This is a genomic window from Salinicola sp. RZ23 (assembly GCF_003206675.1).
In the GTDB taxonomy this organism is placed as follows: Bacteria; Pseudomonadota; Gammaproteobacteria; order Pseudomonadales; family Halomonadaceae; genus Salinicola; species Salinicola endophyticus.
The window spans coordinates 1-24,375 of record NZ_PZJK01000021.1 but is presented as its reverse complement, the minus strand read 5'-3'; the positions used below and the strand labels follow the sequence as shown (position 1 = coordinate 24,375).

The following is a 24,375-nucleotide window of genomic DNA, read 5'->3' as shown; positions in this document are numbered from 1 at the left end:
CTCTCGCACTCGTAGGTCCAGTTTGAGCCGATCCGGGGGCGTGATCAAGCCCATCTCCCAGGAGAGAGCATGTCCATCACCATCGATGACGACCAGGTACTGAAGGCACTCAACGCCATGCAGCAGCGCTCGATTCGGCTGCAGCCGGCGTTCAAGGCGATCGGCGAAGCGATGGTGGCAAGCACCCACGAGCGCTTCCAGGAGAAGGAAGCGCCGGACGGCACGCCCTGGACGCCACTCTCCGAGACTACCATCGAGCGTAAGGGGCATGATCGCATCCTGGAAGGCGAAAGCGGTCAGCTCGCTCGACAGATCCACTACGAGACCAACGACGACGAGCTGCTCTGGGGCAGCTCAATGATCTACGCCGCCATGCAGCACTTCGGTGGCGACCAGGCCGAGTTCCCGCATCTGTGGGGCGACATCCCCGGGCGACCGTTCCTGGGGGTCTCCGATGAGGACCGCGACGAGGTACTGGATACCCTCTCGCTTTACCTCGAAGGCGGATTGTGGCCGGCCGCCTGTGAGGCGCTGTGAGGCGTTCGGAGCGGCTGGGCGCTACGCTGGCCCGAGAAAATGCGGCGAGAGGCGTTAGAGGGGCGTTAGATTGGCGATTTAACAGTATTGGCGAGGGTGCTATACGATAGAGTGAAACAGAATCGATCATCTGGCCCATTTACACGCTGGTGCATAACCATGAGCAAGATACCGCCTCCGGTCATAGCGATCCTCACCGACAATCTTCCAGATTTCACTACGCACCCCAAACTCAACAGCCTATTCATGTATGCGGATGCACCAGGCGATCCGCCAGATGGCAGCAAGGCGGAAAAAACGCTGGAGTGGCTACGTAGAATCAACGATACCTCTGATCGCCCGCTCGAAGTGTTGGGTAAATTGATCGAGGGTTTTATGGAGATCGAGGAAGATGAGGCTGTAGATACAAGCCTTTTTGGAGTCCAGCTCGAGTCACCTGCAAAAAAATTCAAGGACAGAATCGAGGCAGCGCTTAAGCGATACAACCTTCGCTACATGCAAGGAGGCCACATTTCTGATGGCTCTAGCGCCCCTAGCCGCAGTCTCGCGCAGCTGATCCAGGGACGGGATCTACCCGCTATAGAGATAGAGTTCAATCGCGCACTTGAGAATGTCCACACCAACCCTAGAGAGGCCGTTTCTGCGGCGTGCAACATCCTGGAGTCCATTTTCAAGTTTTATATCGCTGACGAAGAACTGGAGCGGCCAACCAAGCAGGACCTACAGGGGCTTTGGAAAGTCGTCCGCGCTGACCTCGGGTTCGATCCCAGTAGCTTGGAAGACGATGACTTGAGAAAAATCGTCTCGGGTATCTTTTCGGTGGTCGACGGCATCGGTGCCTTTCGCACTCACGCGAGCTCCGCTCATGGGCAGGGACGCAAGATGTACATCATCCAGCCACGACACGCACGGCTGGCGATTCACTCGGCGCACAGCGTGGCGCTCTACGTGATGGAGTCTTGGGACCATAAGAAAGCGACGCGAAACGCTTAAATCTCTGACAGATCATCCTAACGGGGAACGTAATGAAATCAGTCAAAGAAGCCAGGCGCGAGATGGAAACCCAGATCGGCCGATTGGTTGTCACCGTTAGCGAGTTGGATGAGATGATTAGTGCCTGTAAGCCCCTGATCATCGGAGAGGAATTCTCAGATACATGGAATAAAAAACCACTTGCTAAGCGCATCACGGCTGTTCGGCACCATATTGTCAGTTTGGAGAGAGAAAGGGGCTGCGACCACCTGAAGGAGCTGAAGAAAATACTCGATGAAGTAGAGACACTGGTTGTTATTCGAAACACGGTAGCCCACAGCCCGATTCACTTCAGGTGTGCAAGGCTCGACTTCTCCCATGGAGAATTCTATTTTTGGCAACCAGAACCAAATCGTGAATGGCTAGCGGACAACATAAGAACAACAGCGGATGAAGGCCGAGAATTACTAAATCGTCTGTTTGACTGTCTAGCCGCGCATAGAGAATGTGCAGAGGATAATTATCCTGAAGATATCGAGGAGGCTCTAACTCCTCCATGATCTGTTAGAGCTAATAAATTCCCAAAACGCTTTAATCCCCCGCCTCATCCTGCGCCCGCCACCATGGGCGCATGGATACGACATTCGCACTTCGCCACCCCATCGCCGCATGCTCGGCGCCGACCGCCAACCCCGTTGCGGTCTGTTCGCTGCGTGTCTCCGCCAGCGATGACCTGACCCGGCTGATTCCCGCCGGCACCTTTACGGCGCCGCGCGGATCGCTCGAGGGTCAGGGCCCGTGGCATCTTCTTGAGTCCCACGCCCGCTCGATCATCGAGCGCGCGGCGGCTCGCTCCACCGATATCGTCATCGACTACGAGCACCAGACGCTGCTCGCCGAGCGTAACGGCCTGCCTGCGCCTGCCGCCGGCTGGGTCGACCCGCGCTCGCTCGAATGGCGCACTGATGGTCTTTATGGCCGTGTGAAATGGACCGCTGCCGCCAAGGCGGCGATCGACGACGACTCGTATCGCTATCTCTCCCCCGTTTTCCCCTACGACGCGCAGTCGGGCGATGTACTCGACCTGCTGCACGTTGGCCTGACCAACACCCCCGCGATCGACACCACGCCGGTCGCAGAGATCGCTGCGGCCCGTATGGGTCGAAGCGCCCCCGATGATCAATCGACCGAGGAAAACACCGTGGACCGCGAAAAGCTGATTGCCGCGCTCGGACTGAAAGCCGACGCCACCGACGAACAGATCGACCAGAAACTCGCCGCACTGAGAGCCGGCTCGGAAGACGCAGCAGCCCTGCGCCAGGCGCTGGGTGCCAAGGACGACGCGAAACCCGCCGACGCCGTGGCCGCACTGAAAGCCAGCGTTCAGCCGGATATGAGCGGGTCCGTACCGCGCGGTGTGTATGACGAATTGCAGACCGCGTACGCCGCCCTCAGCGCCGGCAGCCAGATCGCCGAGCGGGATCGGCTGATCGAAGAAGGCCTCGCGGATGGCCGCATCGCGGGCCAAGCGACCGCCGAGTGGCTGAAGACCCAGCACCTCGCCGCGTTGAGAGCGCATCTCCAGGACGCCCCGCCGATCGCCGCACTGCGCGGTAGCTCGCAGACCCAGGGCAAGCCACCGGCTGATGACAAGCCGGACGCGCCTTCGGAGATCGAGCTGGCCATCTGCCGCAACGCAGGCATCACGGTCGAGGACTACCGCAAGGCCAACCCGGCGCCGGCGTCCACGAAGTAACAACCGCCCGGCTCTCGCTGAATTCGTTAACGAGGATCACCCCCGATGAACCGCAATACCGCCTCCCGCGCTGGCCTGCGCCGCGCCCATCTCGTGCTCGCCGGCGCCGTCTGCTACGCCGGCACGCTGGCCATGATCGATACAGACGGCTACGTCCAGCCCGCCCGCGAGGCCACTGGCCTGACCGCTGTCGGCGTGTTCGACAAGCTGATCGACAACACCGGCGGCCTCTCCGGTGACGCCCATGCCGAGGTCAATCGTGGCTATTTCAAGCTGGCCGGCGCTACCGGTGCGGATGAGATCGCCGCCGGTGATATCGGCAAGCCCTGCTACGCCGTCGACGCCCAGACCGTGGCGCTGACCGATGGCAGCGGCACGCGCTCGGTCGCCGGGATCATCGACGGCGTCGATGGCGATGGCGGCGTGTGGGTCTACGTCGACCCGACCAGCGGCGTGGCGCTGGGCTAAGCCCCAAGCCGAGCCCCGCCCACCACTCCGATCATCAATCTCGAGGACGACCGACGATGGATCTCACATCCGCCAATCTCCAGGTGCTGTTCCGCGCCTACAACGCCAACTTCCAGCAGGGCTTCAACTCACTCGGCGACAACGGCTCGCAGTACGAGCAGTTCTGCACCGTGGTGCCCTCGACGACCGCCGTCGAGGTCTACCCCTGGCTCAAGACGCTGCCGCGCATGCGCGAATGGCTCGGCGACCGCGTCATCCACGGCCTGGACGGTGCGCAGTTCGCCATCCGCAACCGCAAGTTCGAACTGACCGCCGGCGTGCCCCGCGATGCGATCGAGGACGACACCTACGGCCTCTACGGCCCCACGTTCCAGGAGTTCGGCCGTTCCAGCCGCGAGCACCCCAACGAGCTTGCCGTCGAGGTCCTGGGCAAGAACCCACTCTGCTACGACGGCCAGCAACTGTTCGACAGCGACCACCCGGTGCTCGATGCCCAGGGCAAGGAGACCTCGGTGTCGAACGATCTCGGTGGCAGCGGCCCGGCCTGGTATGTGGCGGATCTCTCCCGCGCGATCAAGCCGATGATCTTCCAGCGCCGTCGGGACTACTCGTTCCGCGCCCTGACCGATCTCAATAGCGATCGCGTCTTCATGACCGATGACTTCATGTTCGGCACGGATGCGCGCGTCAACGCCGGCCCGGGCCTGTGGCAACTGATCGTGCGCTGCCAGGAAGCGTTCACGCCGGAGACCTACGAAGCCGCGCGCAAGCGTCTGCAGGAACTCAAGGGCGATCACGGCCGGCCGCTGGCGCTGCGTCATACCCACACCATGGTGCCGAGCAACATGGAAGGCGCTGCGCGGCGTGTGCTCAACAACGGCCAAGCGGCCAATGGTGCCACCAACGAGTGGGCCAACACCTCGCAACTGATCATGAACCCCTGGCTGCCGAACGCGTAAGCGCAGGGCCCCATTTATCTGAGAGGAACGCGACATGGCCACCACCAACCGTAAGCGCTCGACCAGTGCCAAATCCGACGCGAAGGCCACCGAGACCCAGGCCGAACAATCTGCCGTCGAGGAATCGAAGGCAACGCCGGAAGCCGGGGAATCGTCGGCAACACCGGCAGCGACCGTCGAATCCGCCGCCGAGCCGGGGGATACGCCGGACAGCGGCCCGATCGAGATCGTGACGGGCGACGCAACCTCGCAGGACGGGGAAACGGTCACCGGCGACGAGCCAGCGGGCACCGCGGGCGATGAGCAGGTCGAGATCCCCGCGCTGTTCATCCGCACGCGCAAGACGATCCTCAAGCGCCGGCGCTGCGGCCACGTGTTCACGCCCGAGGGGCACGGCATCGCACTCGCCGCGCTGAGCGCCGACCAGATCCACGCGCTCGAGAGCGACCCGACGCTGATCGTCGAAGAGTGCACGTTACCGGCTGCTGCCGAGGACGCTCAGTGATGGCCTACGTCGATCAGGCGGCGCTGGTGGAGCGTTTCGGCGATGACGAGCTGCGGGCACTGGCGCCGGACGGCAACGGCGGCATCGACGCCGGCACCGTACAGCGCGCCTGCGATGACGCCGCCGGAGAGATCGACGGCCGCCTCGCCGCCGCTGGCATCGAGACGCCGATGGCGCCGGTACCGGGGGCAGTCAGCGCGATCGCCGCCGACATCGCCCGCTATCGGCTCTACGACGACCAGGTCAGCGATGCCGTAAAGGGACGCTACGACGACGCCAGGCGCTTTCTGCTCGGCGTCTCGCGGGGCGACATCAAGCTCGGTCGCGCTGCCACTGAGGCGCCCAGCAGCGCCGGCGACGTTCAGTTCAACGACAGCCGCCGGGTGTTCACCGGCGGTGGTTTCTAGGGCGCGGCGATGCTGACCCTGGAACCGTGGCTGGAGCGGCTGAACGCCACCGACCTGGGCGTGCAGGCCAGTCTGGCGGCGGACGTCAGCGCGGCGCAGCAGGTCAAGGCGCTACCGAGCCTGACGCTGATCAGCGGGCGTGAGCGGGTCACGCACCAGGAGCGCCACCCGCATACCCGGCACAAGGTAACCACCGAGGTGATGGTCGTCACCGGTGTCGCGCGCTTCGGTAGCGCCCGCTTTGGCACCGCCAAGGATCAGCTCGCCGCGCTGCGCCAGCCGGTGCTCTCGCAGCTCATCTACTGGCAGCCGCCCGGCGCGGAGCTGCCGATACGCTGGAACGGCGGGCAACTGCTAGCGCTGACCGGCAGCGCCCTGTTCTGGGTCGATGTGGTCTCGACCGATTACTGGTGGAACGATCAACCGCAGGAGATAACCCCGTGAGTAACCAACGAACCAACCGCCGCGCCCTGCGCTTCGGTCTCGAGGCCAGCTATAACGCGGACGCCGCGCCGGCCGACATGGCGGCGGTGCTGCTCAACTCGATCGACGTCACGCCGCTTTCCGGCAACGACATCGACCGCAGCTATATCCGGCCCCACTACGGCAATAGCCCGCAGGCGCCCGGCGAAAAGCATATGCAGGTGCAGCTCGGCTGCGAGCTGACCACCTCCGGCACGCCCGGCACACCGCCGCCCTGGGGGACGCTGCTGCAGGCGTGCGGGTTCGCCGAAACGGTGGAAGCCGCCGTCGAGGCAGACCCAGACAACGGCGTCGAAGCACGCTCTGCGCGCGTGGTCTACACCCCGATTTCCGACCAGGAGGAGTCTGGGCGGCTCTACTGCCACGTCGACAAGACGCTGCACGAAGGCCGCGGCGCCCGGGGCACGGTACAGATCGCGCTCAACGCGGAGAGCATCCCGACGCTCTCGATGACGATGATGGCGCTGCTGCGCCCGATCGTCGATGCCGCGCTGCCGACGGTCGATCTCTCGCCGTGGCGCCCGGCGCCGGCGGTGAACACCCAGAACACCGGCCCGCTGACCGTGTTCGGTCTGGCGACGCCGTTCAACCAGTTCAGTCTCGATATGGCGGTGCAGACCCGCCACCGCACCGTGGTCGACGCCAACGATATCGCCATCACCGGGCGCCAGCCTTCCGGCTCGATGCAGATCGACGACCCCGGCGTGGCCACCGTCAACTACTTCCAGCGCGCCCAGGGCGTGGAGGCGGGTGAGATCCGCATCGTCCACGGCACCGAGCCGGGCTTGATCGTCGAGATCGTCATGCCGCGCTGCACCATCCAGTCGCCGAGCTACGTCGACGACGAAGGCGTACAGATGCTGACCATCCCCTACACGCCGGAGCCGCTCAACGGCAACGACGAGATCCAGATCATCTGCCGCTGAGGCTTTCTATTCAGCCCGACGCCGCTGGTGCGATTCATCCAGCCCGACGCCGCTGGTGCGATTCATCCAGCCCGACGCCGCTGGTATCAGCGGCTCTCTTCCCCGATTCAGGAGTCATGCCGTGTTCAAGGTCAACCGTACCCGTAGCTATCAATACCCCGTCACCGCCACCGTCTACGACGCCGACGGCAAGGAGCAGACCGGCAAGTTCAAGGCGACGTTCAAGGTGCTGCCCCACGACCAGGCCAAGGAGCTGCCGGAGGACACCTCGCTGCTGGATGCCGTGCTGAACGACGTCAGCGAGATCGAGATTGCCGGCGACGATGGCCAGCCGCTGGTTGGTGATGCCCTGCTCGACGCCATCAAGAACGACCCGGCGCTGTCGGTCGCCACCGTCAGTGCCTACCACGAGTCGATCGCAAAAAAGAACCGGCCCAGGAGCTGATCGACGCCGGGCGCTTTTGGGCGACCGGCGGCGGTGGCCAGCGCGACCAGGCTGCGCTGGCCACCGAGTGCGCCGACCTCGGCATCCGTCTGCCCGACGATTTCCATGACGACACGCCAGACGAATTCGAGGTGCTGCCCGAAAACTGGGCCGCCCTCGAGCTGTTTCTGGACTGCGCGACACAGTGGCGCCAGGCGCCGATGGGTGGCCCGACCGGGCTCGACTACGCGGCGCTGCGCACGGTGATGGAGTTCCACGCCGTGCCCACCGGCGAGATCCGGGAACGCTTTCACCAGGTCCGACTGCTCGAGCGCGGCGCGCTCACTGAGATGAACAAGGCGAACCGCTAGATGGCTGACAATCTCACTCTCAAAGTCACGCTGCGCGGAGATGGACGCCATCTCTCCGGCACCCTGCGTGACGCGTCCGGTGAGGTGCGCGAGTTCGGCTCGACCTCCGATCGCTCTGGCCGTCAGTCATCCGCGGCGTTCGAGCGCACAGGCCGCAGTGTGCGCGGCGTCAATCGCGACGTCGCAGACCTCAACCGGGTCAGCGACCTGGCCCGTAACTCGCTGCTCGCCCTCGGCGGCGCGTTTTCCGTGCGAGAGGTGATCAACTATTCGGATGCCTGGACCAATACCACCAACCAGATCCGCACCGTCTCGGACAGCAACGAACGTCTGATCGCGAGTCAGCAGCGGCTGATGGCGATCGCCAACGACACCCGGACTTCCTACGAATCAACCGCCAATCTCTATGCCCGTCTGAGCCGCGCCACGACCGGGCTCAATCTCGGCTACGAGCGCACCTATCGTCTTGTCGAGACCATCAACAAATCGTTCGCGGTCAGTGGTGCGACGGCTGAGGAGGCCTCGGCCGCCATCGTGCAGCTCTCCCAGGGGCTTGCCGCCGGGGCCCTTCGCGGCGATGAATTCAATTCTGTCTCGGAACAAGCCCCGGCGATCATGTACGCGATCGCGGACTCGCTGAACATGACGCTCGGTGAGCTGCGCGCGTTTGCGTCATCCGGCGGTATCACTGCCGAGATCGTGGTCAACGCGCTGGAGAAAGCCGCCGCCGGTATCGATAAGACGTTTGGTGGTGCGATCGCGTCGTTCGGCCAGAAGATGACCGTAGCGCGCAACGAGATGATCGAGTGGGTGGGTACCAGCCAGCAGGTCAGCGACGCTGTCGGTCTGACCGGTGATGCGATTCTTGGCCTAACCGGCCATATGGATGAGCTAGTCACGATCGGCGCGGTTCTGGCCACGGTCTACGGCGGGCGTGTCGCGGGTGCACTGGCGGCATCGGCGGCGGGTTATGCGGCGCGCACCGTGGCAACGATTCGAGACACGCAGGCGCAGCGCGAAGCGGCGGCGGCAGAAGCCGGCCGACAGTTGGCACTGGCCCGAACCTCGGCAGCGGAGAAGACGGCGGAGGCCAATAACGCGTCATTGGCAGCTCGCCGCGCGCTGACTGCGCGTCAGGACGCGGCCAATCATGCGGCGAGCCTGCAGCAGGTAGGGGCATCGCTGGTCGCCGAACGCGAGCTGGAAGCGCAGCGGTTGAAGGCACAGATCTCGGCGACGGGACGCCAGCAGTCCGTCGTACGAATGGCGGAGCTGCGCCGATCCGAAACCACTGTCACCAACCAGCTCGCCGCGGCCAACGCCAAGCTGGCTCAAGCCGAGGCCGGCGTGACATCGGCCAGCCGTGCAGCAACGCTCGCCTCGGCTGAGCAAGCCGCCGCCACGCGCGCGGCGACAACCGCACAAATCGCCTACACCGGCGCCATGCGCGCATCCACAGCGGCTGCCGGTGCAATGGCCACGGCGGCCCGCGGTGCATCGGCGGCATTGGCGCTGCTCGGCGGGCCAGTGGGCGCTGCGTTGGTCGCGGTGGGGGCACTGTATGCCTTCCGGGAGGAGCTGGGGCTGGTCAGTGCCAAAGCCAATGCCACGCGCAACAAGGTCGACGAGCTGACCGGCAGCCTGGATGGCCTCACCGATGCCCAGATCCGCAATAAGCGCGCGTCACTGGTGCGTGATCTTGTCGAAGCGCGTATCGAAGCCGAGAAGCTGGAGAAGCAGTTTTCAGCGCTCGAGAAGCAGAACCGCGATCAGATGGTCACCAACCAGGGGCGGCCCGGTTCTGCGTGGTTTCAGCAGCAGGAGTTGAGTCCCAAGCTGGAAGAGGCGAAAGCCGTCGCCGCCACGTTAGAAAAGGGCCTGGACACCTTCGATGAGAAAGTGGACCGGCTGCGTCAGTCCGCGACATCCGGCGTGAAGATCTTCAAGACGCTCGATCAGTGGATGTTCAACACCGGCGATGCGGCCGACAAGGCAGGCAAGTCGTTGAGCAAGGCGGCGAAGGCTCACGAGAACGCGCTGCGGGGCCTCCTCGACAAGCTGGACCCCGTCGCGGCGTCCCAGCGCGACTTCCTCGCCGACCAGATCACCCTGCAGACGGCCTGGGCCGGCGGCAAGCTGACGCTCGACCAGTATCTGACCGCTGTCGGGCAGTTGCCAACGCTCTACCAGAACGCCGGCGATGCCGCCCAGGTCTACGAACTCGACGGTAGCAAGGCCGCCAAGACAGTCAGCCGTGAGATGACGGCAACCGAGACCATCATCAAGCGCAGCCTTGAACGAACCGACGACGCGTTCGTCGACTTCTGGGAGAACGTGATCAGCAGCAGCAAGAACACGTTCGATGCGTTCAAGCAGGTCGCAATCTCGACGCTCGCCGAGATCATCCACGCCTACACCACCCGCAAGATCACCGCCTCTCTGGGGCTGTCGCTGGCCAGTACCGGCTCGGCCGCCGCGGGAGGTACCGGCGCCGGAGGCATGGGCGGCTTCGGCGGTGGCGGCATGGATCTCACCAGCCTGGGCAAGACGATCTACCAGGGCATCACCGACGGCTTCGGGGCGATCAACTGGACCGGGGCGCCGACCGGCGCGACAGCCTACACCAGCGGCTTTGGTTCCCAGGTGGCGACCGGCGGTGGCATGTTCGACGGCAGTCTTCAGAACTTCAGCGGCTTCAACGGCCTGGCGAGCCTTGGCGCGGGGTACGTCGGCAGCCAGCTCGGCACCCGTGTGGGGTCATCGCTGTTCGGCAAGCAGGCGAATTCGAGTTGGGGCGCGACCGCGGGTGGCGCGATAGGCACCTATTTCGGTGGGCCGATTGGTGCGTTCGCGGGTTCCACCCTTGGCGGCATGGTTGACTCTCTGTTCGGCTCGGGGCGTAAGGCAAAGGTCAAAGGCTGGCAAGGCGGGCTGGGCTCCAACGGCGACAACGAGTATCGCGATTACCACGCGGATACGGCATTTGGCACATTCACGATCCTCGACAAGGTCAAGACCGAGCCCGAGGACATTCTCAACATGCTCGACGCGTTCGAGCAGATCGATGGCGTGCTGTCGGACGCGATGACCAAGGTGCAGCGCAAGGCCGTCACCGACGACTTCGCCTCCGGCTGGAAGATCAACGAGTCGAACGTCGGCGAGGTGTTCGCAAAGCGCTATGAGCGGCTGTTACGCACGCTGGATGGCCAAGCATCCGACGGCGTCGAGAAAGCGCTGCTCGAGCGCGTGCCGGAACTCACGAATGACAATACCGAGGAGTGGTCGACCGCACTGGCCGGCGCATTGCAGCTCAACAAGCTGATCGATGGGCTGTCGGGGAACGTTCGTGCCTATGCCTCGCAAGTCGTCGAAGATACGAACCTCTCCATCGACGACGCGCTCTCCCAGATTACCGCCGGCGTCTCGGCCCACGCCGCCGTCTCCGCGATCGCGGATGAGCTCAACCTGACCTTCGACAAGATGGGCGATCAGGCCGTCGAGGCGTCGCTGGATCTCGCTCAGCTCACGGGCGGACTGGAGAACCTGCAAAGCCAGGCTCAAACCTACTATCAAAATTTCTTCACCGATGCCGAGCGCCAGCAACGTACGATCGAGCAGCTAACCCCGGTGCTCCAGACCGTGGGGCTCTCCGCCGCCTCGACCCGCGAACAGTTCCGCGATGTCGTGGAATCGCTCGACCTCAATACCGAAGCTGGCCGCGAGACCTACGCCGAGTTGATGAGCGTCGCCGGCGCCTTCGCCGAGATCTCCGGTCCGATCCAGGAGACGACACAGTCGCTCGAGGATCTGCAGGCTGCCGCCAAGTCGCAGGTCGAGAGTGCCAAAGACGCCGTGCGCCAGGCGTATGAGGCGTTTGCCAGTCAGGCCTTCGATCAGCAGGTCACGCTCTTACAGCTCGCCGGCCGCGACCAGGAGGCACTGAACCTGCAGCGCCAGCAGGAGCTGGAAACGATCGACGAGAGCCTGCGACCGATCCAGGAGCGCATCTGGGCATTGCAAGACGAGCAGTCCGCGCTCCAGGACGCCCGCCAGGCCAGCGCCGATTATCGCTCCGCGCTCGAGCAAGCCTCGAGCCAGCTCGACGGCACCTTGGGCAATATCAGCGCCTGGATCGACCAGCAGACCGCCACCGGCGGCTCACCAAGCGTCAATCTGCAGGAAGCGCAGGCCCAATTCGCGCGCCAATTGGCACTCGCCGAGAATGGCGACCGAGACGCGCTGAACTCGATTACGCAGTACGCCGACCGCTACCAGCAGGCCGGCGAGTCCTACTACGGCTCGGGCTCCGGCTATCAACGCATTCGCGATGAGGTGCTGGATGCCCTGGGTGAGCTACCCGACCAGGTGTCTGCCGAGGAGTACATTGCCGACGAGATCAAGCAGGCGCTGATCGAGCAAACCGACGGCATCACGACGAAGCTCGCCGATGTGCTGCGTGGGGATAACCCGGCCTCCATCGGTGCCGAGCTGGCTGGCTACTTCGCGACCCTGGCCGGCGGCATCGACGGCGTGCTGACCCGCGACCAGCTCAAGCTGGTGATGAACGGCAAGGCCACCGATCGCCAGCTCGATGCGATGATCCGGGCGCTGGATCTCAACGGTGACGACATTGTCTCCGGGCTGGAATCCGTCATCGTTTCCGGCATGCCCACGGACGCGACCCTAGCCAACGTGCTCGGCTCCCAGCTGCGCGCCAACGGCAACAAGGCGCTGACGGAGCGCCAGGTACGTTCCGCGCTCTCTCCGATCGCGACCGATGCCGAGATCCAGGCGCTGATCCGCGCCACCGACACCAACGGCGACGGCCTGCTGGATGCGCAGGAAGTCGCCAACGCCCGGCTCGGCGGGCTCGCGCGCGGCATCGGCGGCGCCCTCGATCCGATGTTCGACAAGATCGACTCGTCGCTGGACGGGCTGATCGATTACGGAGAATTCGGGAAGTACTTCAAAGGGCTGGCCAGCGATTCGCAGCTGAAGCAGATCTTTCGTCAGCTCGACACGGACGGTGATGGCCAGATATCGGCGCTGGAGGCGGTGAAGGCATCGACCGACAAGGTGGGCAACAACACCGGGTCGATCGAAGAGCGCTCGCTGGAGCAGCTCGAGCGGCTCAATGGCCTTGCATCCGAGTTCACTCGCACAACGGACCAGTTCATCGGACTGAACGCCAACATGGTCTCGTTGAGAGAGTCGATCAATGCGCTGGGCGTAGCCCAGGAAGAAGCCGCCAGGATCGAGCGAGAGCGCGCCAATGCGCTGGCACGTGAACAAGAGAAAGTCACAGTTTCGCGTCAGATCTCCGCGGTTGAAGCCTCAATTGACAGCTACCAGTCCGAAGCCGATATGCGAATGGGACGCCGGCAGTTCTTCATTGATGCCACCAAGGACCACGCCAGCGATGTGTCGGGTCTGATCCAGCAGCGGGTGCTCGACTACATCCATACGAATACCGACGCCAACGACATGACATCTGACCAGCGCGATCAGATGCATGCATGGATGGTCAGAGAGTTCGGGCAAGGCACGGACAATTACCTCTACGCGCTATCCCGAATGGGGGCTTTCCGCAACGAAGCATTGGCTCGCGAAGCCCAGCGGGCTGCGGCGGCGGCATCAGAGACTCTCGCAGATCTCCAGGCGGAGCTTGATCGCCTGGATGGCAGCCACGCCAATGGGTTGTCGTACGTGCCATGGGATGGGTACCGCGCGGAGCTGCACCAAGGCGAGCACGTCTCGACCGCCAAGGAAGCCCCCGCGGTGCGTGCGTTCCTGAGCGGGCGTCTGTCGCCGCCGCCAATGGCGCCAGCAATCGACAACCGGCGGATGGAGCGGCTGCTCGATCGACTAGCCCAGCTCACACAAGAGAACACCGAGCTGCTGCGCCGGATCGAGGCCCACGAGGGCGCCGGGGTGCGGGTGGCCCAGGCCGGGCATCAGCGCTCGATCGATCAGCTCACGCGTATCGCCGAGAGCAACCAGGCGCTGGATGACCGCGCCCGACTGGAGGCGCTGGCATGACCTGGCTGCTCACCATCGAGGCCCGCGACCCGGACAATCAGCCCTGCGTGCTGCGCTTCTCCGATGGTGCCTACGACGCCCCGGACGACACCCTCTATCTGCCGCGCATCCAGCAGCCGGGGCTCTATCAGGCCGGGCTCTACGCCGGCGAGATCGTCAGTGTCGACCGCTCGGGCTTCGGCGAGACCACGCTGATAAACACCGATGGCGGCCTGGATTATCTGGTCGACTACGCCGTGGACGGCCGCGCCGTGGTGCTGTCACTGGCAACCGCCGAGGGCGTCACCGAGATCCTCCGCGGTACGGCCGCCGGTCTCACGTATCAGCGCGGCGAGATCTCGCTCAAGTTGCGCGCGCCCCAGGCGCTGCTGCAACGCCCGCATCCCTGCCAGACCTACGCCGGCAGCAACACGCTGCCCGAAGGGGTCGAGGGCACCGCAGACGATATTCAGGGCCAGCCCAAGCCGCGGCTCTACGGCGACGTGCGCAACGCCCAGCCGGTGCTGGTCAACAGCGCCAGGCTGATCTATCAGGTCAGCAGCCGCGACGACTGCCAGGTCGATGCCGTCTACGACCAGGGCGCCGCGCTGACCCGCGGTGCCGCCTATGACTCCCTCGCCGCGCTCCAGGCCAGCGCGCCGGCCGCCGGCGAGTGGCGGGCGTATCGCGGCTATCTGCGCCTGGGCGCGCCCCCGGTGGGCACGCTGACCTGCGACGCCCAGACCGCCGAGACCAACGTGGCGGCGGTGATCGCCGCGCTCTGCGCCGAGGTAGCGCAGCCCTGCGACGCCACGGCGCTGGCCGGGCTGGGCCGGGTCGGGCTCTACGTGACCGACAGCGCCACCACCGCCGATCTGCTCGACCGCCTGGTCACCGCCGGCGGCTGGTGGCGGCTCGACGCCGAAGGCACGCTGCGCGCCGCCCGGCTCGAGCCCCCACTCACGCAGACCGGCGACGCGCCGACGACGATCCACGACCACGAGATCGTCAGCCTCGAGCGCAAGGCCACCGGCGCCAGCAGCGACGGCCTGCCGATCTGGCGGGTGACGCTGCGCGCCGACCGGCTCGAGACCACCCAGACCGACCTCGCCGGGGTGGTCGACGACAGCCGCCGGGCGCGTCTCGGGCGCCAGTACCGCGAGGCGATCGCCGAGCGCCCCGAGGTGCTCGAGCGCCATCCGCTGGCCGGTGAGCTGACCATCGATACCTGCCTGCGCGATCTCGCCGATGCCCAGGCGGCGGCCGAGGCGATCCTCGACCTGGTCAGCGTGCGCCGCGATCGGGTCACGCTCGAGGGCCGTGTGGTGAGGCATCGTCTCGAGATCGGCGCCAGCGTCAAGATCGTCACCCCGCGTCAGGGCTACGCCACCGGCCGCACGATGCTGGTGCTTGGCCAGCAGATCAACGCCCGCAGCGGGCGACTCACACTGGAGCTTTGGGGCTGATGGCATTGAATCCCGACACGATCACCCTGTGCTGGCCCAACCTGGTCGAGCGCGCCACGCTCTCCGGCGGCGCCTGGCTCGATAGCCTGCCGCTGACGCTGGCCCAGGACCCGACACTCGCCGTGCGCTGCAAGAGCCAGAATGCCGACCCGGCCTCGACCTGGTTCGACATCACCCTGGACAAGCCGCGGCCGATCCAGTGCCTGGCGATCGCCGCGCACTCCTTCTCCGCCCCGGCGCGCTACCGGGTGCGGATCTACGGCGATATCGACCGGCAGTTCCTGCTCTGGGACAGCGCCTGGCAGACCGTCTGGCCGCAGCTCTTCGCCACCGCGGAGCTGGAGTGGGAGTACGACAACTACTGGCTCGGCACCATCGCCGAGGATGACCGCGCCCTCTATACCCCACTGCTGACGGTATTCGCCGATGACGTCCAGCTCGCGCAGAGCGTGCGGGTCGAGATCGACGACGCCGGCAACCCGGAAGGCGCGGTGCGCTTCGGTCGTATCTTCCTGGCCGATGCCTGGCAGCCAGCGACCAACGTCTCCTACGGCATCCAGCACGGTTTCGATAACGCCACCGAGTTCGCCGAGGCCGGCGATCGCACCGAGTACGCCGACGTAAAGCGCCAGCGACGCACCGCGACGTTCAGCCTGGAGTGGCTCTCCGAAGAGGAGGCCTACCAGCGGCTTTATTCGCTGCAGCGGGTGCTCGGCACCCATGGTGAGCTGGTCTACGCCTTCAACCTCGCCGCGCGCCCGGAGAACTTCGCCCGCACCTTTCTCGCACGGCAGCAGCAGCTCGACGCGCTGGCCCAGCCCTACGCCTTCACCCACACCAACGCCATGAAACTGCTGGAGATCCTCTGATGGCAGAAGTCACCTTCCCCAACGATCTGGGCGGCGACGGCCTCGTCGTCACTGATGACGCCAACCCGGATACCGGCCTCGCCGCCGGTGGCCACCGCCTGCGCTTCGTGCCGGCGCTCAGCAACAGCGTCGCCATGGCGCGTACTGCTACCGATAAAGCAGCACTGGCCCAGCAGCTTGCCGACCAGACCGCCGCGGACCGCGTACAGACCGGACAGGACCGCGACGCCATCGCTGGCGCCAAGGAGGCTACGGCCGCCGATCGCGTGCAGACCGGCAAGGACGCCACCGCCGCCAGCGCCAGCAAGACCGCCGCGGCCAATAGCCAGGCGGCAGCGAAGGCCAGCGAAACTGCTGCCGCGAACAGCGCCTCAGCGGCCGCGAGCAGCGAGTCTGGCGCTGCTACAGCCCGGCAGTCCGCGACCAACGCGGCCTCCGCCGCTGCGGGCAGTGCCTCCGCGGCCAAGGACAGCGAGACAGCGGCGGCCAACAGCGCCTCATCAGCCAGCAGCAGCAAGACCGCCGCCGCCAACAGCGCCTCATCGGCCAGCAGCAGCAAGACCGCCGCGGCCAACAGCGCCGCAGCGGCGGCGAATAGCGCAGCCAGCGTGGATGCCGGCCAGATCATGCACAAGCGCGGCTCGGGGCTCCCCAATACCGTCGGTACAGCAGCGACGCGGGATGTGGGTCTCGGTAGCGGTGAACTGATGGAAGTGGGGGCATTTGGCATCGGGCCAGCCCAGAATCTGCCCGATGAGTTCGGTGGCGACGTCAACACTCCGGTCAATAAATTCCATATTTTCTATAGCAATCAAGGTCTTCAGAACGGCCCGCCGGGCAACGGCACGATCATCAATATACCTAACACCCTGGGGCGTGTTCGTCAGGTCTATTACCGCACCAACGATATTTCCAGTCCTGATAGCTACTCGACCTACGAGCGCTACTACCTGCCTGCTGAGGGATGGACGAGGTTCGCCAAGCAGTTCACCACCGCCAATTGTGTTGGAGCCGTATACGACACGAACGGCATGGCTAGTGGCGCCATCATAGAGAGCGGCACGGGGCCGACAGGTCATTACATCAAGTGGGCAGACGGCACGTTGATGTGCTGGGGAACTGTCACGCTGACATATGACGACGAGAATGGAGATAGCAGCACCCTAGCCAAGGTATGGATCTTTCCCGTGAACTTCCCCACAGCCCCTCTCGGGCTGCAGGGCTCTCACGCGTATCACACGCAGTCCAATGTCAGCGTCGACGTGAGGAATATCGGCCCCGTTGGCTTCTTCCTCTACAACAGTTCGACCTCTGTCGGCGTCAGGGTCTACAAACCGACCACCGTCAGCCAGAGCTTTGCAAAAGGGGATACGTTTACCGTCCGCGTATTCGCCACTGGGCGTTGGAGATAACGATGATCAAGCTCAAAACTTACCCACAGCATAGCGATAGGTTTTCCGTTTCCTATGGTGCGGTGGGCTCCGTGCTCAAGGTTACCGTCGATGGCATTACCGATGAGTTCGACTTTGCTGGCATTGTCGATGGGGTAGTAAGTGATTTCGCATCTGATGCGCTGCCTGTGATGCCGCTCGTGACTGCCAAGGCCACCGAGGGAACTGTGCTGGTCACTGCCGTCGAGTTCATTCCCGGCAGGCCGGTGCGCGGCACTGAAGAATCGAAAGAGGGCTATCAGGCGCGCCTGGATAGCTGGATCGCGTCCCAACAGGTCAAGGAGGTCACTCTCTAATGGGCACCTTCACCCACACCACGGCCGCTACCGACGCCGAGCGCTTGGCCGACGCCCGGGCTACGGCACTACAGCGCCTTAACCAGGGCTACGAAGCGGCCGCGCGCCCCCTACTGCGCGAGTACCCGGAGATCGAGCGCTTGAGCTGGGGCACCCAACAGGCTGAGGCCAATGCCTATCGAGCGTGGCAGGACGCCGGCAAGCAGGGCGACGCGCCCCATACGCCGGCACTGGAGGCAATACTCGCCGGGCGCAACGGCAACACCGGCACCGAAACTCTCGAGCAGCTCGTCGCCGCGGTGCTCGCCCGCGCCGAGGCGTTCATCGCCTGGCAGACCTACACGGGCGTCAGGCAACGCGGCGAATGGGCGATCAACGAGGCCACCACGACGGAAGCCGCACTCGCGGTGACCTGGGAGAGTTTGACGGCCTGAGAGGCCGAGAACGGGAAAGAGGAGCGATCGCTGGTGGTGCGGACACACCACCGGCGATCCCAACTCGCAGCCATAGCCTGCAAGCCGGCAAGGCTCCCCGCCCCTGCAGAGGCGGAGCAAGTCTGGCCGATTTCTAACGCGTTAGAAAGGCTTGTTCATGGCATTGATAGAGATCCGCTGCTGCGCCTGCAGCAAGATGCTGGCAAAAGCCAGCGAGTTCGACACCATCGAGATCAAATGCCCACGCTGTGGGCGATTCAACATCACTCAGAGAGCCACGAGCTCCAGACCCCAGGAGACCCCTCGTGGCTCAACCGATAATCCCGTGGATGGGCGGCAAGCGCAGGCTCGCAGATCGCATCTTCCCCCTGATGCCGCCCCATGAATGCTACGTCGAACCCTTCGCCGGTGGCGCGGCCCTCTACTTCCTGCGCGGGCAACCCGCGCAGGTCGAAGTGCTCAACGATATCAACGGCGATCTGGTAAACCTCTACCGGGTCGTCCAGAACCATCTCGAGGAGTTCGTCAGGCAGTTCAAGTGGGCGCTCAGCTCACGCCAGGTATTCGAGTGGCTCAAGATGACCCGTGTCGAGACGCTCACCGACATCCAGCGCGCCGCGCGCTTCTACTACCTCCAGCAGAACGCCTTCGGCGCCAGGATCGAGGGTCAGACGTTCGGCACGGCCACCACCACGCCACCCGGCCTCAACCTGCTACGACTGGAAGAATCGCTCTCAGCCGCCCATCTCCGCCTGGCCAGCACCTACATCGAGCGACTGCCGTGGCAGGAGTGCATCGCCCGATACGATCGCGCCCACACGCTGTTCTACCTCGACCCGCCTTACTGGCAGACTGAGGGCTACGGGGTGCCGTTCGGCATCGAAGAGTACGAGCAGATGGCCGACATCCTCGGTAAGCTCAAAGGCAAGGCGATCATCTCACTGAATGACCATCCCGACATCCGCCGCGTGTTCGCGAGCTACCACATCGAGGCTACCGACATCAGGTACACGGTGGGCGGCGGCAAGGGCCAGGAGGCCCGCGAGGTGCTCATCTTCAGTTGGGACGTTGAGGCCGAGCCGGCGGGGTTATTCTGAATAGGAGGAATCATGGACCAGTCTCAGTTCGCGACACTGATGTCTCAACTAGGCGAAATCAGAGCGTCAGTGGGCGGCGTTAGCGCTGCATGGGCTGCAGTTCTCGCGTCGCTTATCACTGGGTCGCTGACCTTTGCGGGCGCGGTGGTTGCTCCGATCTACGCTGACAGGGGCAGAAGGCGAAGAGAGGCTCTCGCCTTTCGGGCGGCACTGGTTGCGGACATCACTACTTACATCGAAATCATGGAAAGCCGAGGGTATCTCGATGACCTGCGAACAGGCCCAACGCCGGATGGCCCTGGCCTTGAGGTGCGGATGCCTCCCGATCTGTTTTTCGTCTTTAAATCCAACTCGAGCAAGATCGGCCTGCTAGCTTCTGATGACGCCACCGACGTCGTGCTTTTCTACCACCTATTGGAAGGCGTTGCTCTGGATGTGAGCCCTGGTGGCATTTTGAGTATGGCCGCTCGAGGTGAGATCAAAGGACCTCAGGTCGAACGCACTTTCCAGCAAGACGCCGTCTCGTTGGAGCAAGCAATGGCTGCGGGTCGTCGGTTCATCGAAAGATAGCGATATGAGTCATTACAGTTTGTAGCGTGACTGGGTCCCCTAAACAGCGGCACGGAGGAAAAGAGATTGACGGGTATTGGTGAAGCTATATCAGCCATTACAGCTGCCTGGCGGGTAGCTGGAGCGGCGAAGGACATCACTGACAAGGCGAAGCTCGACGCAGCCGTAAGCGACGTGTACGACAAGCTGGGCACTGCCCAAGCAGCCCTACTCGAACTCCAGCAACAGCATATGGAGTTGATGAATCGCAATCGAGAGCTACAGGAGGAGCTGTCCCAGGCCGCGCGTTTTGATCGTTACCGTTTGGAAGCTACACCCCTCGGAGGCTACGTCCTGAGGTTGATTCCAGAGCTGGCTCGTCAGGAAGAGCCTGATCATGCGATATGCCCTAGGTGCAAAGAGGACGGGAAGCTCTCAGTGATGACCACCGGTCAGATCATTCATTACTGTCAGACTTGTGGGTACAAGGCTCAGTTTGAGAGGGCAAAGCCGGTATCTCGATCTAGGACAGTGAAGCCCAACATCTAATGCCAAATAAGCCGCTAATTACTTGGTAAGGGCAACACGGTTGGCGAGGCCAAACAAATCGCAAGCAGGTGCCAAATCCGGAGCGACGCTACACAAATACGCCCCGAAAATCGGTTGACACTGCGTTGACACATCGAGAAAAAAGCAGGAATCAAGCGGAGGCAAAAACGCTATAAGTGCTTGATTTGCATGGTGCCGGCGGTCGGACTCGAACCGACACACTGTTTCCAGCGGCGGATTTTGAACGCGAGGGATTCCGGCTTGTTCTGGCTGGTTTCCCTCGAACTCAAGCGCTTAGCGATGCCAATGGGCTGGCTACAGCTCGTTCTGGACAGTGGCGGTGGACACAATGTGGTCACACCTGCCGCGAGGCTATCCATTCGCAATGGAATATTCTTCACCACAATCAGAAGACCTCTTAGCATTTACAATATCATCAGCACTCATATGTTCGCCTTCTGACAAGTGCTTGAGCTCCAAGTTTAATTTCTCATTCAAGAAATTATGTTTCAGCTCAAAATCATTAAATATCTCACTCCATGTGAATGCATATGCCTTATAGTCACCGACGAATATCAGGCCTGGCTCCCCATGTGAACGAAGTGCATTTTGAAGATCCTTAATATACCCACTATCGTCAAATTTATTCCCTATGAGATAAAACTTCCAATCCACATTTCCTGCGTTAAACTCAGGCGTTTTTTTAACGGCCTGAAAGTAATCATACAGCTGATCAACTTCTTTTTTTCCCAACCTCACGTTCACCGGATGCTTCAACTCTAATACAACATTTTCTATTTTACTTCTATTTTTACCTTGCCTTACCAAGAAAAGATCCATCTCCTTATGCCTGTAGGACTCATCAAGCATTGTTTTTCTGTCCTCTCCACGGAGCAAATGCACATAGCGCCTCAACGCCTCTTCAAAATCTGGCTCGGCTGCCGTTAAAAGTCGGTACTGCTCACCGATAAGCCAGTAATTACGCTCCATCATTTTTTGTATATGCGGCACTTCACCTGCATACATGCTTGGATCAAAAACCAGCTTCTTAAATTCTTCAACTGAACGGAAACGGTCGCTTATGAGCTGGATAGTACTCACAACCGATGACATTTTTGTAGACTTCAATTGTTTCGCAAAAACTTCTCGCTCTTCTGAGCTGAGATCAACAACACCTTGCAATATAGCAAAAAAGTCCTCAACCTCTCCATTGTCCAGCATAATAGAAAGCATTCCCACGAACGTTTTCTTTTGAACCTTACTTAACTTGTGGAAAACTCTTGGCTCGACTATATAAAGCTCTTTGACAGTTTTCTTCAAGTCTTCATATCTGACAATTTCCCAAGCATTTTTATCATTGTGCCTGGGGAAAATACCCTCCTTTTCATAAGACTCAACCAGAGCATTAGCGGACTCGACCATAAAAGGTTTTCTTTTGTCCGCTAAGAAATGGTTCAGCTTTGCAACTAAATCTCGGAATGTGTCTGCCCCTGGGTTTTCCGAATCGATAAGATCATCAGTAGAGCTATCTCCGGTAGCTACAAAGCCATCAAAATATTTATCGGCGACAATGATACTGTGATAAAAACCATCACCCTTATAGTTCAGCCGAGTAGTTATTGAGTACTTAAGAACACCATCTGAGCCAAGGAAATAGTGCCTTGAGGACGTTCGATTTAGCTTTTTCTTCCATCTGACATAAGTTGCCTTAAAGGCATAATCTCCGGCATTCACCAAAAACTCTTCTTTGCCTTTTACTAGGCATTCGTAGCTTAATGGCTCCCCGTTTATTTGAATACAAAAACCACGCTGCTCATTGAGCATCAAAAACCATGCAAACTCTTTCCTCAAATAATCCGTAATCTCTCCGCTGAAAGAGTATTCACTCACCCCTACAATGTTTTTAAATGATACTACCGTACCCGTTTCTTTGCTTGTTGGCTGAGGCTGACCGTTATTATAGTTCGCCACACTGCTCGAATGTATGCTTACATAATACCAATAAGCCTGCCCACCTTCCCTGTATATTGTGTCCCATGTCGCCGACTCACAGAACTTATGAAAAGTTAAGCGGCCCAAACCGTTTTTACCATGTGTCAACGAATAAACAACACCACCATCATTTAAATCTCTTTTTTCTGAAGACAAAACTGGAATGAATTTGTTATCAAGCTCTTTAAAATCTATACCGCTCCCATTGTCAGTGATAGATAAAGAACTTAGCCCTCCGAGATCATTGACATCGAAATCAACACAAACAGTATTTGCGCCCGCATCAAACCCATTCCATATATATTCAGCAATAGCATTAAAAGGCTTGACTGCTTTGAGCCTGTTCTTAATACCTTTCGCATTAACTTCCACATGTTTCAAAGCGCACCCCCGATTCCCTGCCTTCACCCGGTTACCAAACAACTAAAACCATTACAACTTATCAACCTCTAAGGATCCAACGCGCTCTCTCCTTCCGCCCGCCCATCACTGATTCCCTGTTCCCCGGTACCAGCGCGCCGCTACCCGTCTCGCGACTCGGTATCCGTGCCCGTCTTCTTGAGCGTCTGGCGCGCTCTCTCTATCTCTGGGCTTATCTGCCCTGCTGCTTCATCCACCTGATCAGTCATCAGCCACAGCGTGTACTTCGGCCACTGCCTGCATATGGCTTCCAGCATTTCGCCTTTGGGGGCTCTCCCCGTTAGCTCAATGTTCTCAAGGGTTTTCTTAGGAATTCCAATCAGTTGCGAGAACTCTCCTCTCCCTGACGTTTCCGCTTCTCTGATTTCGCGGATTTTCTCTGTTAGACGGCTTGACATATCCCGACTTCCCGGTACCCTGACTTTAGGTGATATCCCGACTTATCGGGAGCCATGCGGTCGCTTATCAGCCTCTCCTGATTCGCGATGAATGGCAGCGCTTCGAACATACCACAGCGAGCCAAAACGAGCTGATACCCCCATGGAAAAGAACGACGCCCCCCAGGTCCCGGCCACCGTGCCCGTCATGACCATCGAGCGATTCTCCGAGCTTTCTGGCCTTTCCTATGACGCCATCAAGGGCCAGCTCCAATTGGGCAATCTGCCGCTGTTCAAGATCGGCCGCCGTCGCATGGTCAATGTGGCGCTGCTCAACGCCGAATGCCTCCAGGCGGATAACTGGTCATGATCCAGGTCACGTTCGCCCACCTCGCCGCCGACGACCCTGCCCAGGGCACGGCCTTTTACCTCGACGGCGAGTTCGCGGGTGTCATCCGTAAGCACACCGCCCCCACGGCAGCCCACGCCGTCGACTTCCATCGCGCGTTCTGGCGCCCTACTCGTCTTCGCGAGGCTCGCGGCTATGTCCCCGTCGCTGATCGATCCGCTGCCCTACGTCTTGTGTCTCGGCTTGCTCTACGTCTGGCTTACCGCCAACTGAGGTCTCGCGCTCGGGCTATCGTCAACTCGCCCTGCGCCAGCACCTTCTATCAGCGTGTTCTGGCCGACATCGCCTTTCAGCGTCCGCTGGCTCGCGTGCTGATCGACCAGCGCAGCTGGAATGACCCCAGCCAGGGCAACGGCTCTCGCGATCTCGCGTTCACTCCTGAATGCGCATCGCTCGAGCCCGTGCCCGCTGCGCGTCCCGCCAAGCGCGTCTTCAACGTCTACCCGGCGTTGACCTACAACCTTTTGCACTACACCGACGGCACCTATCGCCGCGTCACTGCCGCTGACATCCAGGCCGGGGCTGATCCACGCCCCGCCAATACCGCGTTCCCCTTCGCCCAGGTCACCGGTGGCTCGCTCCCCCCGTCGCCTGCCTCTGCCGGTACCCGGGCGCTTTTTATTCACCCGACCGTGGTGCC

24 protein-coding genes are annotated in these 24,375 nt (G+C 61.8%); 22 read left to right on the top strand and 2 right to left on the bottom strand.

Annotated elements, in window-relative coordinates; translation table 11 throughout:
- Positions 1–69 precede the first annotated feature (69 nt).
- The 20 genes from DOM67_RS18820 to DOM67_RS18725 all read left to right on the top strand — a co-directional run bounded on the left by DOM67_RS18820 (position 70) and on the right by DOM67_RS18725 (position 20,009).
- Positions 70–537: a phage virion morphogenesis protein gene (locus tag DOM67_RS18820; RefSeq protein ID WP_110678736.1), complete on the top strand. Its 468-nt coding sequence runs from the start codon at positions 70–72 to the stop codon at positions 535–537.
- 159 nt (positions 538–696) lie between these two features.
- Positions 697–1,530, top strand: coding sequence for an abortive infection family protein (locus tag DOM67_RS18815; protein ID WP_110678734.1), 834 nt, complete (start codon positions 697–699; stop codon positions 1,528–1,530).
- 32 nt (positions 1,531–1,562) lie between these two features.
- Entirely contained in the window at positions 1,563–2,069 is a 507-nt protein-coding gene (locus DOM67_RS19895; RefSeq protein WP_157958910.1) for a hypothetical protein, read from the top strand.
- A gap of 71 nt (positions 2,070–2,140) precedes the next feature.
- Positions 2,141–3,265: a phage protease gene (locus tag DOM67_RS18810; protein WP_110678732.1), complete on the top strand. Its 1,125-nt coding sequence runs from the start codon at positions 2,141–2,143 to the stop codon at positions 3,263–3,265.
- Between the two features lie 45 nt (positions 3,266–3,310).
- A complete protein-coding gene (locus DOM67_RS18805) occupies positions 3,311–3,733 on the top strand; it encodes a hypothetical protein (RefSeq protein ID WP_110678730.1) in 423 nt (140 codons plus the stop codon).
- A 56-nt stretch (positions 3,734–3,789) separates the two neighbouring features.
- Positions 3,790–4,692 carry a Mu-like prophage major head subunit gpT family protein gene (locus DOM67_RS18800; RefSeq protein ID WP_110678728.1) on the top strand — a complete coding sequence of 301 codons (903 nt, stop codon included), beginning with the start codon at positions 3,790–3,792 and terminating at the stop codon, positions 4,690–4,692.
- 34 nt (positions 4,693–4,726) lie between these two features.
- A complete protein-coding gene (locus DOM67_RS20030) occupies positions 4,727–5,197 on the top strand; it encodes a hypothetical protein (RefSeq protein WP_198651874.1) in 471 nt (156 codons plus the stop codon).
- On the top strand, positions 5,197–5,604 hold the full coding sequence (locus DOM67_RS18790) for a DUF1320 domain-containing protein (RefSeq protein WP_110678726.1): 408 nt from the start codon (positions 5,197–5,199) through the stop codon (positions 5,602–5,604). Before DOM67_RS20030 ends, DOM67_RS18790 begins: the two co-directional genes overlap by 1 nt.
- A gap of 9 nt (positions 5,605–5,613) precedes the next feature.
- Positions 5,614–6,048 (top strand): hypothetical protein, encoded by a 435-nt coding sequence (locus tag DOM67_RS18785; protein WP_110678724.1) that lies wholly within the window; start codon positions 5,614–5,616, stop codon positions 6,046–6,048.
- Entirely contained in the window at positions 6,045–7,013 is a 969-nt protein-coding gene (locus tag DOM67_RS18780) for a phage tail tube protein (protein WP_110678722.1), read from the top strand. The genes DOM67_RS18785 and DOM67_RS18780 overlap by 4 nt, the downstream gene beginning before the upstream one ends.
- A 121-nt stretch (positions 7,014–7,134) precedes the next feature.
- Entirely contained in the window at positions 7,135–7,458 is a 324-nt protein-coding gene (locus tag DOM67_RS18775) for a hypothetical protein (protein WP_110678720.1), read from the top strand.
- Positions 7,455–7,808, top strand: a complete 354-nt coding sequence (locus tag DOM67_RS19890; protein WP_110678718.1) for a DUF1799 domain-containing protein — start codon at positions 7,455–7,457, stop codon at positions 7,806–7,808. Before DOM67_RS18775 ends, DOM67_RS19890 begins: the two co-directional genes overlap by 4 nt.
- Entirely contained in the window at positions 7,809–13,847 is a 6,039-nt protein-coding gene (locus DOM67_RS18765; RefSeq protein ID WP_110678716.1) for a tape measure protein, read from the top strand.
- On the top strand, positions 13,844–15,292 hold the full coding sequence (locus DOM67_RS18760) for a hypothetical protein (RefSeq protein ID WP_110678714.1): 1,449 nt from the start codon (positions 13,844–13,846) through the stop codon (positions 15,290–15,292). The genes DOM67_RS18765 and DOM67_RS18760 overlap by 4 nt, the downstream gene beginning before the upstream one ends.
- Positions 15,292–16,161 carry a hypothetical protein gene (locus tag DOM67_RS18755; RefSeq protein ID WP_110678712.1) on the top strand — a complete coding sequence of 290 codons (870 nt, stop codon included), beginning with the start codon at positions 15,292–15,294 and terminating at the stop codon, positions 16,159–16,161. The genes DOM67_RS18760 and DOM67_RS18755 overlap by 1 nt, the downstream gene beginning before the upstream one ends.
- Positions 16,161–17,573: a hypothetical protein gene (locus DOM67_RS18750; protein WP_110678710.1), complete on the top strand. Its 1,413-nt coding sequence runs from the start codon at positions 16,161–16,163 to the stop codon at positions 17,571–17,573. Before DOM67_RS18755 ends, DOM67_RS18750 begins: the two co-directional genes overlap by 1 nt.
- 2 nt (positions 17,574–17,575) lie before the next feature.
- The gene (locus tag DOM67_RS18745) at positions 17,576–17,908 is read left to right on the top strand and encodes a hypothetical protein (RefSeq protein WP_110678708.1); all 333 of its coding nucleotides are present in this window, start codon (positions 17,576–17,578) and stop codon (positions 17,906–17,908) included.
- Complete coding sequence (locus DOM67_RS18740) at positions 17,908–18,342, top strand: hypothetical protein (protein ID WP_110678706.1); 435 nt, start codon at positions 17,908–17,910, stop codon at positions 18,340–18,342. Before DOM67_RS18745 ends, DOM67_RS18740 begins: the two co-directional genes overlap by 1 nt.
- Before the next feature lie 305 nt (positions 18,343–18,647).
- A complete protein-coding gene (locus DOM67_RS18730) occupies positions 18,648–19,439 on the top strand; it encodes a DNA adenine methylase (RefSeq protein WP_110678704.1) in 792 nt (263 codons plus the stop codon).
- Positions 19,440–19,451: 12 nt separating this feature from the next.
- Positions 19,452–20,009: a hypothetical protein gene (locus tag DOM67_RS18725; RefSeq protein ID WP_110678702.1), complete on the top strand. Its 558-nt coding sequence runs from the start codon at positions 19,452–19,454 to the stop codon at positions 20,007–20,009.
- 900 nt (positions 20,010–20,909) lie between these two features.
- Here DOM67_RS18725 and DOM67_RS18715 read toward each other — a convergent pair.
- Positions 20,910–22,901, bottom strand: a complete 1,992-nt coding sequence (locus tag DOM67_RS18715; protein ID WP_232825320.1) for an ATP-binding protein — start codon at positions 22,899–22,901, stop codon at positions 20,910–20,912.
- 149 nt (positions 22,902–23,050) lie between these two features.
- On the bottom strand, positions 23,051–23,347 hold the full coding sequence (locus tag DOM67_RS19885; RefSeq protein WP_157958907.1) for a helix-turn-helix transcriptional regulator: 297 nt from the start codon (positions 23,345–23,347) through the stop codon (positions 23,051–23,053).
- A 142-nt stretch (positions 23,348–23,489) separates the two neighbouring features.
- On the opposite strand from DOM67_RS19885, the gene DOM67_RS18705 reads away from it, so the two are divergent.
- Both DOM67_RS18705 and DOM67_RS18700 read left to right on the top strand, forming a co-directional pair.
- Positions 23,490–23,696 (top strand): DNA-binding protein, encoded by a 207-nt coding sequence (locus tag DOM67_RS18705; RefSeq protein ID WP_232825319.1) that lies wholly within the window; start codon positions 23,490–23,492, stop codon positions 23,694–23,696.
- Positions 23,693–24,375 (top strand): hypothetical protein (locus tag DOM67_RS18700; RefSeq protein WP_157958906.1); only part of this gene is annotated, 683 nt, incomplete at its 3' end. The genes DOM67_RS18705 and DOM67_RS18700, both read left to right, overlap by 4 nt.

What these genes read in the sequence shown, in the direction of transcription:
- DOM67_RS18820 (WP_110678736.1), top strand. Translation starts at nt 70, where the DNA reads ATGTCCATCACCATCGATGACGACCAGGTACTGAAGGCACTCAACGCC.
- DOM67_RS18815 (WP_110678734.1), top strand. Translation starts at nt 697, where the DNA reads ATGAGCAAGATACCGCCTCCGGTCATAGCGATCCTCACCGACAATCTT.
- DOM67_RS19895 (WP_157958910.1), top strand. Translation starts at nt 1,563, where the DNA reads ATGAAATCAGTCAAAGAAGCCAGGCGCGAGATGGAAACCCAGATCGGC.
- DOM67_RS18810 (WP_110678732.1), top strand. Translation starts at nt 2,141, where the DNA reads ATGGATACGACATTCGCACTTCGCCACCCCATCGCCGCATGCTCGGCG.
- DOM67_RS18805 (WP_110678730.1), top strand. Translation starts at nt 3,311, where the DNA reads ATGAACCGCAATACCGCCTCCCGCGCTGGCCTGCGCCGCGCCCATCTC.
- DOM67_RS18800 (WP_110678728.1), top strand. Translation starts at nt 3,790, where the DNA reads ATGGATCTCACATCCGCCAATCTCCAGGTGCTGTTCCGCGCCTACAAC.
- DOM67_RS20030 (WP_198651874.1), top strand. Translation starts at nt 4,727, where the DNA reads ATGGCCACCACCAACCGTAAGCGCTCGACCAGTGCCAAATCCGACGCG.
- DOM67_RS18790 (WP_110678726.1), top strand. Translation starts at nt 5,197, where the DNA reads ATGGCCTACGTCGATCAGGCGGCGCTGGTGGAGCGTTTCGGCGATGAC.
- DOM67_RS18785 (WP_110678724.1), top strand. Translation starts at nt 5,614, where the DNA reads ATGCTGACCCTGGAACCGTGGCTGGAGCGGCTGAACGCCACCGACCTG.
- DOM67_RS18765 (WP_110678716.1), top strand. Translation starts at nt 7,809, where the DNA reads ATGGCTGACAATCTCACTCTCAAAGTCACGCTGCGCGGAGATGGACGC.
- DOM67_RS18760 (WP_110678714.1), top strand. Translation starts at nt 13,844, where the DNA reads ATGACCTGGCTGCTCACCATCGAGGCCCGCGACCCGGACAATCAGCCC.
- DOM67_RS18755 (WP_110678712.1), top strand. Translation starts at nt 15,292, where the DNA reads ATGGCATTGAATCCCGACACGATCACCCTGTGCTGGCCCAACCTGGTC.
- DOM67_RS18750 (WP_110678710.1), top strand. Translation starts at nt 16,161, where the DNA reads ATGGCAGAAGTCACCTTCCCCAACGATCTGGGCGGCGACGGCCTCGTC.
- DOM67_RS18745 (WP_110678708.1), top strand. Translation starts at nt 17,576, where the DNA reads ATGATCAAGCTCAAAACTTACCCACAGCATAGCGATAGGTTTTCCGTT.
- DOM67_RS18740 (WP_110678706.1), top strand. Translation starts at nt 17,908, where the DNA reads ATGGGCACCTTCACCCACACCACGGCCGCTACCGACGCCGAGCGCTTG.
- DOM67_RS18725 (WP_110678702.1), top strand. Translation starts at nt 19,452, where the DNA reads ATGGACCAGTCTCAGTTCGCGACACTGATGTCTCAACTAGGCGAAATC.
- DOM67_RS19885 (WP_157958907.1), bottom strand. Translation starts at nt 23,347, where the DNA reads ATGTCAAGCCGTCTAACAGAGAAAATCCGCGAAATCAGAGAAGCGGAA.
- DOM67_RS18705 (WP_232825319.1), top strand. Translation starts at nt 23,490, where the DNA reads ATGGAAAAGAACGACGCCCCCCAGGTCCCGGCCACCGTGCCCGTCATG.